The 17,870-nt window shown below is 71.8% G+C and carries 13 protein-coding genes; 4 read left to right on the top strand and 9 right to left on the bottom strand.

The window, feature by feature from the left end; all coding sequences use genetic code 11:
- The first annotated feature begins 140 nt into the window (after positions 1-140).
- The gene (locus AB0H87_RS21980; RefSeq protein WP_360148459.1) at positions 141-1,286 is read left to right on the top strand and encodes a glycosyltransferase; all 1,146 of its coding nucleotides are present in this window, start codon (positions 141-143) and stop codon (positions 1,284-1,286) included.
- 86 nt (positions 1,287-1,372) lie between these two features.
- Positions 1,373-1,903 carry a hypothetical protein gene (locus AB0H87_RS21975; protein ID WP_360148456.1) on the top strand — a complete coding sequence of 177 codons (531 nt, stop codon included), beginning with the start codon at positions 1,373-1,375 and terminating at the stop codon, positions 1,901-1,903.
- A gap of 470 nt (positions 1,904-2,373) precedes the next feature.
- On the opposite strand, the gene AB0H87_RS21970 is transcribed toward AB0H87_RS21975, so the two are convergent.
- Positions 2,374-3,852: a glutamate--cysteine ligase gene (locus AB0H87_RS21970; protein ID WP_360148453.1), complete on the bottom strand. Its 1,479-nt coding sequence runs from the start codon at positions 3,850-3,852 to the stop codon at positions 2,374-2,376.
- A 157-nt stretch (positions 3,853-4,009) separates the two neighbouring features.
- Between AB0H87_RS21970 and AB0H87_RS21965 the strand changes: the two genes are divergently transcribed.
- Complete coding sequence (locus tag AB0H87_RS21965) at positions 4,010-5,359, top strand: AMP-binding protein (protein ID WP_360148450.1); 1,350 nt, start codon at positions 4,010-4,012, stop codon at positions 5,357-5,359.
- On the opposite strand, the gene AB0H87_RS21960 is transcribed toward AB0H87_RS21965, so the two are convergent.
- From AB0H87_RS21960 to kdpF, 6 genes are read right to left on the bottom strand one after another with little or no spacing between them, the layout of a single operon-like run.
- Positions 5,356-6,024 carry a response regulator transcription factor gene (locus tag AB0H87_RS21960; protein ID WP_360148447.1) on the bottom strand — a complete coding sequence of 223 codons (669 nt, stop codon included), beginning with the start codon at positions 6,022-6,024 and terminating at the stop codon, positions 5,356-5,358. The two genes, AB0H87_RS21965 and AB0H87_RS21960, sit on opposite strands and share 4 nt — an antisense overlap.
- Positions 6,021-8,603, bottom strand: a complete 2,583-nt coding sequence (locus AB0H87_RS21955; protein WP_360148444.1) for a DUF4118 domain-containing protein — start codon at positions 8,601-8,603, stop codon at positions 6,021-6,023. Before AB0H87_RS21955 ends, AB0H87_RS21960 begins: the two co-directional genes overlap by 4 nt.
- Before the next feature lie 20 nt (positions 8,604-8,623).
- Positions 8,624-9,529 carry a potassium-transporting ATPase subunit C gene (locus tag AB0H87_RS21950; RefSeq protein WP_360148441.1) on the bottom strand — a complete coding sequence of 302 codons (906 nt, stop codon included), beginning with the start codon at positions 9,527-9,529 and terminating at the stop codon, positions 8,624-8,626.
- Positions 9,529-11,655, bottom strand: coding sequence for a potassium-transporting ATPase subunit KdpB (kdpB, locus tag AB0H87_RS21945; protein WP_360148438.1), 2,127 nt, complete (start codon positions 11,653-11,655; stop codon positions 9,529-9,531). Before kdpB ends, AB0H87_RS21950 begins: the two co-directional genes overlap by 1 nt.
- Before the next feature lie 27 nt (positions 11,656-11,682).
- Positions 11,683-13,338 (bottom strand): potassium-transporting ATPase subunit KdpA, encoded by a 1,656-nt coding sequence (kdpA, locus tag AB0H87_RS21940; protein WP_360148435.1) that lies wholly within the window; start codon positions 13,336-13,338, stop codon positions 11,683-11,685.
- A complete protein-coding gene (kdpF, locus tag AB0H87_RS21935; RefSeq protein ID WP_203707748.1) occupies positions 13,338-13,427 on the bottom strand; it encodes a K(+)-transporting ATPase subunit F in 90 nt (29 codons plus the stop codon). The genes kdpA and kdpF overlap by 1 nt, the downstream gene beginning before the upstream one ends.
- Before the next feature lie 329 nt (positions 13,428-13,756).
- Here kdpF and AB0H87_RS21930 point away from each other — a divergent pair, with 329 nt between their 5' ends.
- Complete coding sequence (locus AB0H87_RS21930) at positions 13,757-14,239, top strand: SRPBCC family protein (RefSeq protein WP_360148432.1); 483 nt, start codon at positions 13,757-13,759, stop codon at positions 14,237-14,239.
- Here the strand turns inward: AB0H87_RS21930 and treZ are convergent.
- On the bottom strand, positions 14,213-15,958 hold the full coding sequence (gene treZ, locus AB0H87_RS21925; RefSeq protein WP_360148429.1) for a malto-oligosyltrehalose trehalohydrolase: 1,746 nt from the start codon (positions 15,956-15,958) through the stop codon (positions 14,213-14,215). The genes AB0H87_RS21930 and treZ overlap by 27 nt on opposite strands.
- A partial coding sequence (gene treY, locus AB0H87_RS21920; RefSeq protein WP_360148426.1) for a malto-oligosyltrehalose synthase occupies positions 15,955-17,870 on the bottom strand: 1,916 nt, incomplete at its 5' end. The genes treZ and treY, both read right to left, overlap by 4 nt.

Raw genomic sequence — 17,870 nt, 5'->3', positions numbered from 1 at the left:
CGCGATCGAGGACGCCGACGACCGGGCGGCGTTCGTCGCCGAGCGGCGTGCGGCCCCGGCGCGCCGACCGACCGCGACGCACCGATAGGCGGCCGGGCCGGACGAGCGCCGGCCCCCCGGCACGGAAGCAGGGCGGCCCGATGACCTTCACCGTCCTCGTCAACGCCGGCCCCTGGCTGCCGGTGCCGCCGCGCGGCTACGGCGGCATCGAGAACATCATCGCCACCCTCGTCCCCGAGCTCCGCCGCCTCGGCGTCACCGTGCTGCTCGCCTCGGTCGGCACCAGCACCGAACCCGTCGACGAGCTGCTCGCACCCTTCCCGGAAGGCCAGTTCGGCTGGCTGCAGCGCCCCTACAACCAGGCGAACGGCGTCGCCACGGCGCACCAGGCGGCGGTCGTCCGCACGCTGCGGGAACGCGACGACATCGACCTCGTACACGATCATGTCGAAGCGATCGGCCTCGCGATGCTCGCCGCGATGGAGCCGACCGCCACGCCCGTCCTGCACACCCTGCACTGGGACCTGGGCAAGCACCCGGAGCTCTACGGCGGCTTCGACGGCGGCGGCCGGGTCAGCGTCAACGGCGTCAGCGCGTCGCAGCTGAGGAGGGCACCGCGCGCACTCCGCGCGCACGCCATAGGCCACGTCCACCTGGCCACTCCCCTTGCCGTCGAGGCCGAGCGCAGACCCATCCCCGACCGGGCCGAGCACCTGGTCATGCTCGGGCGCATCACCCCCGGCAAGGGCCAGGACCTGGGCGTACGCCTCGCCCACGAGACCGGTTTCGACCTCGTGCTGGCCGGCCCGGTCGGCCCCTACAAGCAGCCCGACGACCTGGCCGCCGCCCTCCGCGACCCGGCCACCGCGAGCAACCCCGACGTCCGCTTCTGGCGCGAGCAGGTGGCACCGCTGGTCGACGGCAGCCGGGTCCGCTGGGTGGGCACGCTCACGGGCGCCGACCGCGACAACCTCGTGGCCGAGGCCCGCGCGATGCTCGCGCCCCTGCGCTGGGAGGAGCCCGGCGGCACGTTCGTCGTCGAGTCCCTCGCGCTCGGCACCCCGGTCATCGGCACGGCCCGCGGCTGCCTGCCCGAGCTGATCGAGCACGGCCGCACGGGCCTGCTCACGAAGTCCGAGGAGGAGCTGGCCGACCTGGTCATCGCGGCCGGCAAGCTCGACCCCGCCGAATGCCGGCGCGAGGCGGCCCGCCGCTTCACCCCGGCGGTCATGGCGGAACGCTACGTGGAGCTCTACGAGGAGGTGGCCGGTCGCCCGGTCGGGTGATCTTCACGGCTATTCATTCACGGGCGATCATCAGCGCTGATCAATACACTGGGTGAACACGGCCTGACGCAAAGTGGTGGTCAGCAATGAACGACACCGTCTTCTACCACTCCGGACCAACGGTGACGGGCCGCGTGGAGCGGCTGATGCCCGGGTACGCCCGCGAGATGAAGGTCGGCCAACCGGTGCTGGTCGTGATCCTCACGGCCGCCACCGTAGGCCGCCTGATCGGCCGCGCCATCCTCTCGATCCTCCAGGCCGGCACCCGCGGCGGCGCACCGCGCCGCTTCAAGGACCTGCGAAAGGCCCCGGAGTTCCTGGTCACGCCGCTGCGCCTACGCGACGCCGCGGGCCGCCTCTGCGAGGTCGAGATCCACGGCCACCTGCCGCAGAGCGCCCTCGAACCCTCCGACCACATCCAGGTGACGGTGGCCCGCCAGAAGGACCGCACGATGCCACCCAAGGTGGACCGCATCGTCAACATCACCACGGGCCAACTCCTGCGCCCCCGCATCCCCACCCTGTGGTCCCACATCGGCCCGGCCCTGCTCCTCCAGGCCGTCCTCGGCCTGACCCTCGTCGGCGCGATCGCGACGGCCTACACAGCCAGCCGCTGACCAAACGCAAGACCACAGAGCAATCGCGACTCGGGTCCGCGGCGGTCCGGGCCGTCGCTCCCGCCAGACACCGCTCGCTGCGCGTCGCTGCCAGGTCCGCGCTCCACAATCGAACCCCCGGGGCACGTTGACGGTCGGCCGGCCCTGCCTGCTGGTCGGCGTCAACGACAGCGCAAACGCCGGTCACCGCCAGTCACGCCGCGCAACGCCGGGGACGGTCTCGAACACAGGCGCGAGACCACCGCGGCGGGCCCTACGACGGCTCCTTACGCGGCGCCACGCCGGAACCGAGCGCGAAGACGAAGGGCACCGTCCCCATGGAGGGTGTCTCCGACAAGGTCAAGCAACGGCGGCCAGGCTGCGCCGCGAGCCTCAGCCGGCGGCGAAATAGCCGCTGCCGCATGCACCAGACCGTTCGCCCAGGGCCGGCAGTTGACGCCAATCGCCCAACCGCGCGGCGGCCTAGCCGGCTACGAGGTTGGCCATTCGTGGACCGGCTCGTTGCTGTGCATCAGTGGGACGTAGCGCTTGACCACCTGGCGGAGCGCCTCCCGGCGGTCCAGGTTGCCCTCCACCTCCAGGTGGTGGAGCGTGTCCACCTGCCAGCTCGCCCCGTTGCGGCCCAGCAGGCACCGCTGTTCGATGATGCCGAGCAGCCGGTCCCGTTCCTCCGGGGCCACGCCCCAGCGGTCCAGGCCCTCCGACGCCAGCGGGAGCAGCCGGCGCAGGACCAGTTCCGTCACCGGCAGGTAGCCCAGGCCCGGCCAGAAGACCTGCGCGCCGATGCCGTTGCGGGCGCAGTTGTGGAAGTTCTCCTCCGCCGCGCTGAAGGACATCTGGGACCACAGCGGACGGTCCGACTCTGCCAGGGTGCGGACCACGCCGAAGTAGAACGCCGCGTTGGCTATCGTGTCGATCACCGTCGGGCCCGCGGGGAGGACGCGGTTCTCGACCCGGAGGTGCGGGCGGTTGCGGACCACGTCGTAGATCGGGCGGTTCCACCGGTAGATCGTGCCGTTGTGCAGGCGCAGCTCGGCCAGCGTCGGGGTGTCGCCGTTGGCGAGCGCCTCCGCCGGGTCCTCCGGGTCGCAGATCGGGAGCAGCGCCGGGAAGTAGCGCACGTTCTCCTCGAACAGGTCGAAGACCGAGGTGATCCACCGCTCGCCGAACCAGACCCGCGGGCGTACACCCTGCGCCTTGATCTCTTCCGAACGCGTGTCCGTGGCCTGCTCGAACAGCGGGATCCGGGTCTCGCGCCACAGCTCCTTGCCGTAGAGGAAGGGCGAGTTCGCGCCCAGCGCCACCTGGACGCCGGCGATGGTCTGTGCGGCGTTCCAGTACGACGCGAACTGCGCGGGCGACACCTGCAGGTGGAACTGCGTCGACGTGCACGCGGCCTCGGGGGCGACCGTGTCCGCGGTGGTGTTCAATCGCTCCACGCCGTCGATCCGGATCGTCAGGTCCTCGCCGCGGGCCGCGAAGATCTGCTCGTTGATCAACGCGTAGCGCGGGTTCGCCGACAGCGACTCGACCGTCAGGTGGCTCTGCCGGAGCGTCGGCAGGATCCCGATCATCACCATGTGCGCGCCGACCGCGCGCGCCTTGTCCTCGGCCGCATTCAGGCTCGCCCGGATGTCGGTCTCGAACTCCGCCGAACCGCGCGTGCCCAGCCGCCGCGGAGCAACGTTGATCTCCACGTTGAACTGGCCCAGCTCGGTCTGGAACGCCGGATCGGCGACGGCGGCGAGCACGTCGGCGTTGCGCATCGCCGGGTCGGCCGCGTCGTCGATGAGGTTGAGCTCGATCTCCATGCCGGTCAGCGGCCGCTCGAAGTCGAAGCGTGCCTCGCGCAGCATCTCCGCGAACACGTCGAGGCAGCGGCGCACCTTCTGCCGGTAGCGCGCGCGGTCTTCGCGGGTGAACTCCCGCTGGTCGACCTCTTCGCCCATCAGTCACCGCCCGTAGGAGTGGGTCCACCCGATGTACCCACAAAGCTCCCACGACACGCGGTCCGTCGGAAGGGTTACGGCCCGTTGTCCGCGAACTACTCAAACAACAATAGGGGTACGCACGGGCGCACACGACCGATATGGCAGCGTTGGCCGCGTGTCTCTGCTGCCCGCCCTGACCGGCTCGTTCGGCGACGCACCCGACGCGGTGCGGATCGGCGACGACGCGCTCTCGTTCGAGGACCTCGCCGCCGCGAGCGCGGGCGTCGCCCGGCGGATCGCGGGCGCCCGCGCCGCCGCCGTCACCGCCACGTCCACCGTGGAGACCGTCGCCGCGGTCCTCGGCGGCATGGCGGCCGGCGTGCCGGTGGTCCCGGTCCCGCCCGACTCCGGGCCGGCCGAGCGCGACCACATCATCCGCGACTCCCACGCCGAGGTCCTGCTGGACGACGTCGACCTCAGCGACAAGGCCCAGTGGACCGACCCCGCGGCTACGGACCGCCCGGCCCTGATCCTCTACACGAGCGGCACCACGGGCCGACCCAAGGGCGTGCCGATCACCGGCACCGCGATCGCCGCCTGCCTGGACGGCCTCGCGGACGCCTGGGACTGGACCGCCGAGGACCGCCTCGTCCACGCGCTGCCGCTCTACCACGTACACGGGCTGGTCCTCGGCGTACTCGGCGCCCTGCGCACCGGCAGCCGCCTGCACCACACGGGCCGCCCGCGCCCCGACCTGCTCGCCGCCGCGCGCGGCAGCCTCTACTTCGCCGTCCCCACGATCTGGCACCGCGTCGCCGCCGCCGCGGATGCGGCCCGGGCCCTGCGCAGCGCCCGCCTGCTGGTCTCCGGCAGCGCCGCCCTCCCAGCCGGCGTCTTCACGGCACTGAAAACGCTGACCGGCCAGGCCCCGGTCGAGCGCTACGGCATGACCGAAACGCTGATCACCGTCGCCACGCGAGCGGACGGGAGCCGAAGGCCCGGCGCGGTCGGCAGCCCGATCGCGGGCGTCGAGACCCGCCTGGTCGACGAGAACGGCGACGAGACAGCACATGACGGCGCGACACCGGGCGCGCTCGAAATCCGCGGCGCGACCGTCTTCGCCGGCTACCTCGACCAGCCGGAAGCGACCGCCAAGGCCTTCACCCACGACGGCTGGTTCCGCACCGGCGACGTCGCCACGATCGACGCCGAGGGCACGCACCGGATCGTCGGCCGCGCCTCGACCGACCTGATCAAGACCGGCGGCTTCCGGGTTGGCGCGGGCGAGATCGAGGATGCCCTGCTCACCCACCCCGCCGTCCACGAGGCGGCGGTGGTCGGCCGCCCGGACGACGACCTGGGCCAGCGCATCGTCGCCTACGTCGTCGCGGACGGCACCGCGGCGGACACGCTGATCCAGCACGTCGCGACGACGCTGTCCGCACACAAGCGCCCCCGCGAAGTGATCTTCGTGCCCGCGCTCCCCCGCAACGCCCTGGGCAAGGTGCAGAAGCACCGCCTCTAGGGCACGAGGCGATAGCCCACGCCCTGCTCGGTCAGCAGGTGCCGCGGGCGGGACGGCTCCTCCTCCAGCTTGTGGCGCAGCTGGGTCACGTACTGCCGCAGATAGTTCGTCGACCCCTCGTAAGCCGGGCCCCACACCTCCCGCAGCAGCTCCCGGTGCGTGACCAGGTGCCCGGAGCGCCGCACGAGGATCTCCAGCAGGTGCCACTCCGTGGGCGTCAGCCGCACCGGCGGCGTCACCGTGCGATCCGCGACGTCGACCAGGAACCGCCCGATCCGCACCGCCGAGACGCCGGACGGCCCGGAAAGCCGCCGCCGGGCCACCGCGCGCATCCGGGCCACCAGTTCCTCGACGTGGAACGGCTTCGTCAGGTAGTCGTCGGCGCCCGCGTCGAGCGCGCCCACCTTCGCGGCGTGGTCGTCGCGGCCCGTCAGCACCACCACCGGCACCGCCGACCAGGACCGCAGGCCCGCGAGCACCGCCAGCCCGTCCATGTCCGGCAGCCCGAGGTCGAGCACGACCAGGTCGGGCCGGACCCGCAGGGCGGCACGCAGCGCGCCGGCGCCGTCGACCGCCGTGTCCACGGCGTACCCCCGGATCCGGAGGTTGATCTGCAACGTGCGGACGATCGACGGGTCGTCGTCGACGACGAGCACCCGCATCATCGCCGGTGACGGCGTTCGCGGACCGCGCGCTCGACCGCCTCCGTGGCGTTGCCGTCGCCCGGTGAGATCGCGGCCGGCAGGGACAGCACCATCGTCAGCCCGCCGCCGTTCGTCGTCTCCGGGCGCAGCGAACCGCCCATCGCCTCGGCCAGCCCGCGGGACAGGGCCAGGCCCAGCCCGACACCGTTGTGGTTGTCGCGGTCGCCCATCCGCTGGAAGGGCACGAAGACCTTGTCGCGGTCGGCTTCGGGGATGCCGGGCCCGTGGTCGACGACCCGCAGCTCGACGACATCCTCCTGGTAGCGGGCGGTGACCAGCGGCGGCCGCCCGGGCGGGCTGAACCGCAGCGCGTTCGCGATCAGGTTCACCAGGATCCGCTCCAGCAGCCCGGGATCGGCGGCGACGGCGGGCAGGTCGGCGGTGATGTCGGAGCGCACGACGGCGCCGAGCTCGTCGAGCGCCCGCGGCACCGCGTCCTCCAAGCCGATCTCCGCCACGCTCACGCCGAGCGCGCCGGCCTGCAACCGGCTCAGGTCGAGCAGGTTGTCGACCAGCCGGGCCAGCCGGTCCAGCGACTCCCGGGCCGCGTCCAGCAGGTCGTCCCGGTCCAGGTCGGAGAACGCCACCTCGTGACTGAGCAGGCTGTCGACGGCCGCCTTGGCGGAGGCGAGTGGCGTACGCAGGTCGTGGCTGACCGCCGCCAGGAGCGCGGTGCGCATGCGGTCGGCCTCGGCCAGCGGACGCGCCTGTGCCGCCGCGGCGGCCAGCCGCTCGTGCCGCAACGCCACCGCGGCCTGTGCGGCGAACGCCTCGATCAACCGACGGTCGGCTGCGGCGGGGGTACGCCCACGCAGCGCCAGAACGAGACCGTCGTCGACGGCCACCTCCGTGTGCGCCTCCCCCGGCGTGCAGCACGGCGCGCCGCCGACGCTCGCGGCCACCGACCACGCGGACGGACTCCGCTGGCGGTCGGGGCGACCGAGGGCATCCGGGCTGCGCTCCAGCAGCGTGACCGCCTCCAGCCCGAACGTCTCCTGGAGCCGCTCGAGCAGCGCGGTCAACGGCCGGGTGCCGCGCAGGACGCTTCCGGCCACGGTCGCCAGGGTCTGCGCCTCCGCGCTCGCCCCCGCGGCGTCCCGGGTGCGCCGGGCCGCCACGTCGACGATCCAGGACACCGCCGCCGCGATCACCACGAACACCAGCAGCGCCAGGATGTTCTCGCGCTGTGCGATCGTCCACTCGTTCGTCGGCGGTGTGAAGAAGTAGTTGAGCAGCAGCGACGCGGCCACCGCGGCCAGCACCGCCGGCCAGATCCCGCCGACGAGGGCGATCCCCACGACCGCCGCCAGGAACAGCAGCATCTCGCTGGGCAGGGAGAGGTCGGCCCGCAGCGGCAGCAGTGCCCCGGTCAGCGCGGGCAGGCCGAGCGCGACCAGGAAGAAGCCGATCAGGCGGCGCCGCGCGGACAGCACCGGCGCCGGCGCGGTCAGCCGGCCACGGCCCACCTCGGCGTGCGGCACGAGATGCACGTCGATGGCGTCCGACCGGGCCGAGGTGGTCACGCCGACGCCGGCGGCCAGCAGCTGGGCGAGCCGTCCCCGCCGGCTCACGCCCAGGACGAGCTGGGTCGCGTTGACGCCCCGGGCGAAGTCGAGCAGCGCCCGCGGGATGTCGCCGCCGACCACCTGGTGGAAACTGCCGCCGAGGCTCTCCACGAGCAGCCGCTGCTTGGCCAGCAGGGCGGGGTCGGCGCCGGTCAGCCCGTCCGACCGGGACACGTGCACCGCCATCAGGTCGGTGCCCTTGCTGCGGGCCGCGATCCGGGCGGCGCGGCGGATCAGCGTGTCGCCTTCCGGGCCGCCGGTGACGGCGACCACGACGCGCTCGCGCGTCTCCCAGGTCGAACCGATCCCGTGCGCGTCGCGGTAGCGCTCGAGCTGCTGGTCCACCTTGTCGGCCAGCCAGAGCAGCGCCAGCTCCCGCAGCGCGGTCAGGTTGCCGACGCGGAAGTAGTTCCCGAGCGCCGCGTCGATCTTGTCCGGTTGGTAGATGTTGCCGTGCGCCATCCGCCGGCGCAGCGCCTCGGGGGTCATGTCGACCAGTTCGACCTGGTCGGCGCCGCGTACCGCGCTGTCCGGCACGGTCTCCCGCTGGACGATGCCGGTGATCTGCTCGACCACGTCGTTGAGCGACTCGAGATGCTGGATGTTCACCGTGGACAGCACGGTGATCCCCGCGTCGAGCAGCTCCTGGACGTCCTGCCAGCGCTTCTCGTTGCGCGAGCCGGGCACGTTGGTGTGCGCCAGCTCGTCGACCAGGGCGACCTCGGGCCGGCGGTCCAGCACCGCGTCCACGTCCAGCTCGGTGAAGGTGGCGCCGCGGTACTCCGCGGTTCGGCGCGGCACCACCTCCAGGTCGCCGATCATGCGGGCGGTGTACGCCCGGCCGTGCGTCTCGACGAAGCCGACGACCACGTCGGTGCCACGCTCGATGCGGCGCTGTGCCTCCTCGAGCATGGCGACCGTCTTACCGACTCCCGGGGCGGCCCCGAGATAGATCCGTAGCTCTCCGCGTGCCATCCGGGTCCGCCCCGCCCCCGTCAGCGCGCGGCCGGGAGGTCGCGGTCGAGCGCCAGGTTGAGCTTCAGCACGTTGACGCCGGGCTCACCCATGAAGCCGAGCGAGCGGCCGATGGTGTTCTCGTCGACCAGCTTGCGCACCGCCGCCGGGTCCGCACCGCGCTCGCGCGCCACCCGGGCGACCTGCAGCTCGGCGTACGCCGTGCTGATCTGCGGGTCGAGTCCCGAACCGCTCGCGGTGACCGCGTCCGACGGCACCGCCGGGTTCGCCGGCGCGTCACCGCGGATCGCGACCAGCACCCCGCCCGAGTAGTCGTCGCCGGGCACCGCGCTCTCGACCCGCACGCCGTCGTACGTCGCGATGAACGGCGTCGCCGGCGCGGCCTGGTTGACGCTGACGGCCCGGGTGACCGTCCCGGACAGGCCCTCCGAGTAGAAGACCCGCAGGACCGCGCCGACGCCGTCCGGCGTGCAGTACGGCCGGGCGCCGGAGACGCCCTCCCGCTGGCCGATCTCCACGCTGCGCGCGCAGACCTGGGTCAGCAGGCTCTGGGAGCCCTCGTCGGGGTTGCCCTCGTCGTCCACCGCGCCCGGCACGGGCAGGGTGTCCTCGATCGACTCCGGGCCCAGGTTGGACGCGGCCGTCGAGGTCGGGTCGTAGCCGTCGCCGGCCGCGGACGGCCGCGACTGGAAGTAGCTGGGCACGGCGTTGCCGTCGGCGTCGGTGAACGACTGCCCGATCAGCGAGCTGCCCACGTCCTTGCCGTCCGCGGTCTGGATGACGGACCCGTTCGCCTTGTCGCGCAGGCCCGGGAGCTGGGCGATGCCCGTCATCGCGAACGGATAGGCGAGGCCCAGGATGACGGTGAACACCAGGACGGCGCGCAATGCCGCCAGGTGCTGTGAGATCCAGGAAGGTAGGCGCATCAGAAGATCCCTTGGATGATCAGGTCGATGATCTTGATGCCCGCGAACGGGACGACGATCCCGCCCAGGCCGTAGATCCAGAGGTTGCGGGTCAGCAGCTTGGACGCGCTGCTCGGCCGGTAGCGGACGCCGCGCAGGGCCAGCGGGATCAGCGCGACGATGACCACCGCGTTGAAGATGACCGCCGACAGGATCGCCGACTCCGGACTGCTCAGCTTCATGATGTTGAGCGCGTCCAGGCTCGGGTAGATCCCCGCGAACATCGCCGGGATGATCGCGAAGTACTTCGCGATGTCGTTGGCGATCGAGAAGGTGGTCAGCGCGCCCCGGGTGATCAGCAACTGCTTGCCGATCTCGACGATCTCGATGAGCTTCGTCGGGTCCGAGTCGAGGTCGACCATGTTGCCGGCCTCTTTCGCGGCCGACGTGCCGGTGTTCATCGCGACGCCGACATCGGCCTGCGCGAGCGCGGGCGCGTCGTTGGTGCCGTCACCGGTCATGGCGACCAGCCGGCCGCCCTCCTGCTCCTTGCGGATCAGGGCCATCTTGTCCTCGGGCTTGGCCTCGGCGAGGAAGTCGTCGACGCCGGCCTCGTCCGCGATGGCCTTCGCGGTGCGCGGGTTGTCACCCGTGATCATCACGGTTCGGATGCCCATACGGCGCATCTCGTCGAACCGCTCCCGCATGCCGGCCTTGACCACGTCCTTGAGGTGCACGACGCCGAGCGCGCGCGCCGGCTGGCCCTCGACGTGCTCCGCGACGACCAGCGGGGTGCCGCCGGAGCCGGCGATCGCGTCGACCGTCTCGCCGACCTCCTCGGTCGGGTGGCCGCCGTTCTCGCGTACCCACTTCATCACCGCCGCGGCGGCGCCCTTGCGGATCCGCCGGTCCGTCAGGTCCACACCGGACATGCGCGTCTCCGCGCTGAACGGCACGAACGTCGCGTTCGGCATCACGCCCTCCTCGCGCGCCCGCAGGCCGTAGTCCTGCTTCGCCAGCACGACGATCGAGCGGCCCTCGGGCGTCTCGTCGGCGAGGCTGGACAGCTGGGCGGCGTCGGCGAGGGTCGCCGGGGTGACGCCCTCGACGGGCAGGAACTCCGACGCCTGCCGGTTGCCGAGGGTGATCGTGCCGGTCTTGTCGAGCAGCAGCGTGTTGACGTCGCCCGCGGCTTCCACCGCGCGGCCGGACATGGCGAGCACGTTGCGCTGCACCAGCCGGTCCATGCCGGCGATGCCGATCGCGGAGAGCAGCGCGCCGATCGTGGTCGGGATCAGGCAGACGAGCAGCGACACCAGCACGATGCCGGAGATGCCGTCCGCGTTGAGCGACAACGTGTCGGGCGCCGCGCCCTGGAACGCCTTCGCGAAGATCGCCATCGGCTGGAGCGTGACCACCGCGAACAGGAAGATCACGGTGAGCGCGGCCAGCAAGATGTTGAGGGCGATCTCGTTGGGCGTCTTCTGCCGGGAGGCACCCTCGACCAGCGCGATCATGCGGTCGATGAAGCTCTCGCCGGGCTTCTGGGTGATCTTGACGATGATCCGGTCGCTCAGGACCTTCGTGCCGCCGGTGACGGCGCTGCGGTCGCCGCCGGACTCCCGGATGACCGGCGCCGACTCGCCGGTGATCGCCGACTCGTCGACGCTGGCGATGCCCTCGACGACGTCACCGTCGCCGGGGATCGTCTGGCCCGCCTCGACGTACACGATGTCGCCCTGCCGCAGCGCCGACGCCGCGACGGACTCCTCGCGGTAGCGGGTGCGGTCCTGGCCCGGCGTCCACTCGGTGAGGCGGACGGCGACCGTGTCCCGCTTGGCCGCCCGCAGCGTGGCCGCCTGGGCCTTGCCGCGCCCCTCGGCGACGGCCTCCGCGAGGTTCGCGAAGACCACGGTGAGCCAGAGCCAGATCGTGATCAGCCAGGCGAACAGCGACGGGTCGCCGATCGCCAGCACGGTGGTGAACACCGCGCCGATCTCGACGATGAACATGACGGGGTTGCGCCACAGGGTGCGCGGGTTGAGCTTGAGAAGCGCGTCGGGCAGCGACTTCCACAGCTGTTTGGGATCGAGCAGGCCGCCGCCGATCCGGCGCTGTGCGCCGGCCGGTGTGGTCAGTGCAGTCATCTCCGTATTTCCTTTGTGGACGGCGGCTCAGAGGCCTTCGGCCAGCGGGCCGAGGGCGAGGGCGGGCAGGAACGTCAGGGCGACCAGGATCACCGTGACGCCGACGAGCATCGCGACGAAGAGCGGCTTGTGCGTCGGCAGCGTGCCCTTGGACTCCGGCACCGGTTGCTGGCTGGCCAGCGACCCGGCCAGGCCGAGCACCATGATGATCGGCAGGAACCGGCCCAACAGCATCGCGAAGCCGAGCGCCGTGTCCCACCAGCCGGTGTTGACCGTGATGCCGGCGAACGCGGAGCCGTTGTTGTTGGCCGCCGAGGTGAACGCGTAGAGCACCTCGGAGAAACCGTGGGGTCCGACGTTCAGCATCGTCGTGTGGTTCTTGGTCGCCATCGCCGCGGCCACCCCGACCAGCACCACCAGCGGAGTGATCAGGAAGTACATCGAGGCGAACTTGATCTCGCGGGCACCGATCTTCTTGCCCAGATATTCGGGCGTACGCCCGACCATCAACCCGGCGACGAACACCGTGATCACGGCGAGCACGAGCATGCCGTAGAGCCCCGCACCGACACCGCCGGGCGCGACCTCACCGAGCATCATGTTGAACATCGGCATCATGCCGCCGAGCGCGGTGTACGAGTCGTGGAACGAGTTGACCGCGCCGGTCGACGTGAGCGTCGTGATCGCGCCGAAGGTCGCCGAGTTCGAGACGCCGAACCGGACCTCCTTGCCCTCCATGGCCGCGGCCACCGACTGCGGCACCGTGCCGCCGTGCGCGAGCTCGAAGCCGTTGGTGGCCGCGATGCTGGCGATGGCGAGGATGCCCATCACCGCGAGGATCGCGTACCCCTGGCGGTTCTGACCGACCATCCGGCCGAACACCCGCGGCATGGAGACCGGGATCAGCAGGATCAGGAACAGCTCGATCCAGTTGGTCCAGGCGGTCGGGTTCTCGAACGGGTGGGCACTGTTGGCGTTCATGAAGCCGCCGCCGTTGGTGCCGAGCTCCTTGACGACCTCCTGGCTGGCCACCGGGCCGCCGGTCAGCGTCTGTGCGCCACCGGTCAGCGTGCTGACGTCGTGGCCGCCGGAGAAGTTCTGCACGACACCGCCGACGATCAGTACGATCGCGCCGATCACCGCGACGGGCAGCATGACGCGCAGCGTGATCCGGGTCAGGTCGACCCAGAAGTTACCGAGCTCGTTGGTCTTCTTCCGGGCGAAGCCGCGCACGAACGCCACGGCCACGGCGATGCCGACGCTGGCGGAGACGAAGTTCTGCACCGCGAGGCCGGCCATCTGCGACAGGTGGGTCATGGTCGACTCACCGGAGTACGCCTGCCAGTTCGTGTTGGTCACGAACGAGACCGCGGTGTTCCAGGCGACGTGGTTGGTGACGCCGGGGAAGTCCGGGTTCGGCCAGAGCACGTTCTGGAGGCGGAGGAGCGCGTAGAGGAAGAGGAGCGACATCACGGAGAACGCCAACAGGCTTCCCGCGTACGCCTTCCAGCTCTGCTCGCCGTCGGGGTTGACGCGCAGCACCCGGTAGATGCCACGCTCGACGACGGAGTGCCGTCTGCCGACGACCGCTCTGTACATGTAGTCGCCGAAGTACCGGTAGGCGACGGCGAGGACGGCGAGCAGCGAAACGATGAACACGATGCCCGCGGCGGTCATGCTCATCAGAAACGCTCCGGGAACAGCAGGGCGACAAAGAGGAAGACCGCCAGCGCGGCGGAAACGATCAGCCCGATCAGGTTGACGGCGCTCACAGCTTCGACACCCCCCGCACGACCAGTCCGAGGATGGCGAAGAACGCCACCGTCACGAGTACCAGCAGCACGTCATACACGTGCGTAACTCCTATTCATCGGATCGAGGGCAGCCTGGAGGTCGGACAGGTGCCGGAAGCATGAGACCGCCTGCGATCGCGCGGGGGAACGGTTCCAGACGCCTTCCATACGCGGCCTGACGCTTTCTTGACGCCCTGACTACGCGGGCGTGACCGCCACCACGCCGGGCCGCGACGTCAGTGGCCGCCTGCCCGACGGCGCCCGATGTGGAACTCCGCCGTCCCGTGCCGAGCGCTACGGTTGGTGCCGTGATCGTGCGTACCCGGTGGGTCGTGCCGCAGCCGCCCGAGGTGTTGTGGCCCGTGCTGTGCGACTCGCGGATCGAGCTGCGGCACCGGTGCCCGGTCTTCTACCTCGGCACGCCCCGCCCGACGGCCTGCCGGCTGCCCGAGGGGCCCGGCGAGGTGGGCGCGGCCCGGCAGTGCGTCTCAGAACAGGGCGTGGTCCGGCAGCGGATCACGCTCTGGGAGCCGCCGAGCCGGCTGGCCTTCCACATGGAGTCGACCGATCTCGGCTTCCACCGCTACGTCGATCAACTCGGCGACAGGTTCGATCTGGCACCGGCGGCAAGCGGAGGCACCCGCGTCATCCGCACCACGACCGTGACCGTCAACGGACTGCGCAGGATGGCGCTCTACCCGGCCCTCTGGGTCGGGCTCAAGTCGGTGCACCGCTTCGTCTTCCGCAACTGGTCGCGCCACGCGTCAGGCCAGGGCGACGACCACCGCTGACTCGGCCGGGAGTTGGATGCCGTCGCGCATGACGGTGGCGCCTGATTCCGTCGCCAGCAGGACCGTGCGGATGAAGCCCGGCAGGGTGATGCGTTGCGGCTTGCTCGCCAGGTTCGCCGCCACCGCTACCCCGCCCCGGTGCATGACCAGCCACTGGTCGCCGTGCGTCACCTCGACCTTGTCCAGGCGTGGGTCCGACAGGTCCGGGTGCGACTTGCGCAGCGCGATCAGGCGCCGGTAGAAGGCCAGGAGCTCCGCGTGCTCCGGCTTGTCCAGCTCCGCCCAGTCCAGCCGCGACCGCAGGTACGTGGCCGGGTCCTGCGGGTCCGGCACCGACGCTTCCGCCCAACCGTGTGCGGCGAACTCGCGCCGCCGGCCGGACGCGACCGCGGCCGCCAACTCCGGCTCCGGGTGGCTCGTGAAGAACTGCCACGGGGTCGTCGCGCCCCACTCCTCGCCCATGAACAACATCGGGGTGAACGGGGCCGTGAACAGCAGCGCCGCGCCCACCCGGAGCAGGCCCGGCGACAGCGACGCCGGCAGGCGGTCGCCGACCGCGCGGTTGCCGATCTGGTCATGGTTCTGCAGGTACGCGACGAAGCGGTAACCGGGGATCCGTCCCCGGTCGACCGGGCGGCCGTGCACCCGCCGGCGGAACGACGACCACGTGCCCGCGTGGAAGAACGCGCCCGTCAGCACGTCCGACAGCGTCTGCAGCGAGCCGAAGTCCGCGTAGTAGCCCTGCCGCTCCCCCGTCAGCAGCGTGTGCAGCGCGTGGTGCGCGTCGTCGTCCCACTGCGCCGTGAGCCCGTAACCCCCGCCTTCGCGTGCGGTGATCAGGCGAGGGTCGTTGAGGTCCGACTCCGCGATCAGCGACAGCGGCCGGCCGAGGTGGGTCGACAGGCCGTCGACCGCCACCGTGAGCTCCTCGAGCAGGTGCGTGGCACCCCGATCGACCAGCGCGTGTACGGCGTCCAGCCGCAGCCCGTCGACGTGGTAGTCGCGCAGCCAGCTCACGACACTGTCGACGATGTAGGAGCGGACCTCGCCCGAGAGCGGCCCGTCCAGGTTGATCGAGGAGCCCCAGCTGGTGCCGGGACCCTCGGACAGGTAGGGGCCGAACATCGGCGCGTAGGCCCCGGAGGGGCCGAAATGGTTGTAGACGACGTCGAGGACCACCCCCAGGCCACGCTGGTGGCAGGCGTCGACGAAGCGCTTCAGACCGTCCGGGCCGCCGTAGGACTCCTGCGGCGCGAACCAGCAGACACCGTCGTACCCCCAGTTGTGCTCGCCGTTGAACGCGTTGACCGGCAGCAGCTCGACCAGGTCGACGCCCAGGTCGACCAGGTGGTCCAGGCGCTCGATCGCCGCGTCGAAGGTGCCTTCCGCGGTGTACGTGCCGACGTGCAGCTCGTACAGCACGGCGCCCGGCAGCTGGCGGCCGGTCCAGGCGGAGTCGGACCAGCGGTACGCGGACTGGTCGTACACCCGGCTGAAGCCATGGACACCGGCCGGCTGCCACGCCGAACGGGGGTCGGGCAACGGCTGGTCCTCGTCACCCAGCACGAAGGCGTAGTCGGTGCCCGGGCCGGCGGACGGCACGTCGATGGTCCACCAGCCGGCCCGCTCCGGGTCCCGGTCGAGCGCGAGGTCGGGACCGGCGGTCAGGCGCAGCCGCACCCGCGACACGTCCGGAGCCCACACGGAAAACACAGTCACGGCGCCACCACGGGTTCGGCGGGGGTCAACAGGGCGACCGGATAGCGGTCGAGCAGGTTCGACACCGGCACCCGTCGCCCACTGTAGACCCGTCCCGTGAACGAATCAGTAAAACGCCGCGAAGACGCAGAGTCGTCAGGAACGGAAGAATTGCCCGGAAGTGACAGGTACGTGTCGTCCCAGCCGCCACGCAGCGCCAGCGCGACCGGGAGCCGGGTGGCCACGGCCAGCGCGCCGCCGCGGTCGAACGCCACCACGTGGTCGGCCGCCGGGCCGAACGCCGGGACCTGGCGGTAGCCGGTGAAGAGATCGGGCCGATCGCGGCGCAGCCGCACCGTCCGGGACACCACGAGCAGCTTCGCCGCCCCGCTGTCGTCGATCGGCGGCTGCCACCCACCGTCGAGCCGGGCCAGCAGCGATGCCCGGGTGGCGAAGTCCACCGCTCGCCGGTTGTCCGGGTCGACCAGCGAGTTCTCCCAGAGCTCGGTCCCCTGGTAGACGTCCGGGACGCCCGGCATGGCGAGCTGCACGAGCTTCTGCCCGAGCGCGTTGGACCAGCCGGCCGGCGTGATCTCCGCCGCGAACCGGGCCACCGAGGACGCCAGGGCCGGTTCGTCGAAGATCTTGTCGACGACCGCGTGCAGAGCCGCCTCGAAGGACGCCGACGGGTCCGCCCAGCTCGTGGACACCGCCGCCTCACGGGCAGCCTTCTCCACGTACGCGTGGAGCCGCTCCTTGGTCAAGGGCCAGGCACCGACCACGGTCTGCCACAGCAGGTGGGCGAACGACGGGTCGGGCAGCGGCGCCGCGGCCATCCACCCCTGCAGCGCCCGCGCCCACCGGTCCGGCACCTCGGCCAGCACCGCCAAACGCGCCCGGACGTCCTCGCCGCGCTTGGTGTCGTGCGTCGAGAGCGTGGTCATCCCCCGCGGCCAGGACCGCTGCCGGCGCGCGGCCGCCGTGTGGAACTCGCCCAGCCCGACCCCGAAATGGTCCGGCGCCCCACCGACCTCGTTGAGTGCGACGAACCGGGTCCACCGGTAGTACGCGGTGTCCTCCACGCCCTTGGCCATCACCGCACCGGTGAGCTGGCTGAACCGCTGCCCCAGCTCGTCGCCCGGGTCCCGCAGCCGGGCCGTCAGCGCGTCCAGCGTCGGGATCAGGTCGGGCCGGCGGCGTCCGGCCTCCGAGCGGGAGCGGGCGAGATGCCGCAGGCCCTCGGTCCCGTAGGAGCGGTAGACCGGGAAGTTGGCGGCGAGCTCGGCGAGCCCGGCCGCGGCGTCCGGCAGGCCGGGCGCGAGCCTGGCCAGCCGGTGCAGCTCGGCCGGGAACATCCGGTGTGCGGCCTCGAGCTTGCACGCGTGGGTCAACTCGGGCCACGAGACCTCGACGCCGGTCAGCTCCGTGTCCAGCGCGGTGAACGCCCGCTCCCCGGCCGGGTCGACGAAGACGCCGCACGCCTCGCGCAGGGCGTCGTACCCCGTGGTCCCGTCGACGGGCCAGGCCGTGGGCAGCTCCTCACCGTGCTCGAGGATCTTCTCCACCACGAGCCACGCGGACGGCGCCGCGGCGCGCAGGCGCGCGAGATAGCCGACCGGGTCGCGCAGGCCGTCGGGGTGGTCGACCCGGATCCCGTCGACGTCGCCGGTCGCCACCCACCGCAGCACCTCAGCGTGCGTCGCGCCGAACACCGCCGGATCTTCGACCCGCAGCCCGGCGAGGTCGCTGATCGCGAAGAACCGCCGGTAGTTGAGCTCGCTGTCGCCGCGCCGCCAGCCGACCAGCTCGTAGTGCTGCCGCGCGTGCACCTCCCGCGCGGTGCCGGCACCGGTCCCCGGCGCGATCGGGTAACGGTGCTCGTAGTAGCGCAGCTCCCCGTCCTCGACCCGGTCGGCGGCGAGGTCGCCGTCGG

It is taken from the genome of Asanoa sp. NPDC050611, from assembly GCF_040654855.1.
In the GTDB taxonomy this organism is placed as follows: domain Bacteria; phylum Actinomycetota; class Actinomycetes; order Mycobacteriales; family Micromonosporaceae; genus Asanoa.
Note: the sequence above shows the minus strand (reverse complement) of the source record. Positions and strands in the feature narration are given on the sequence as shown.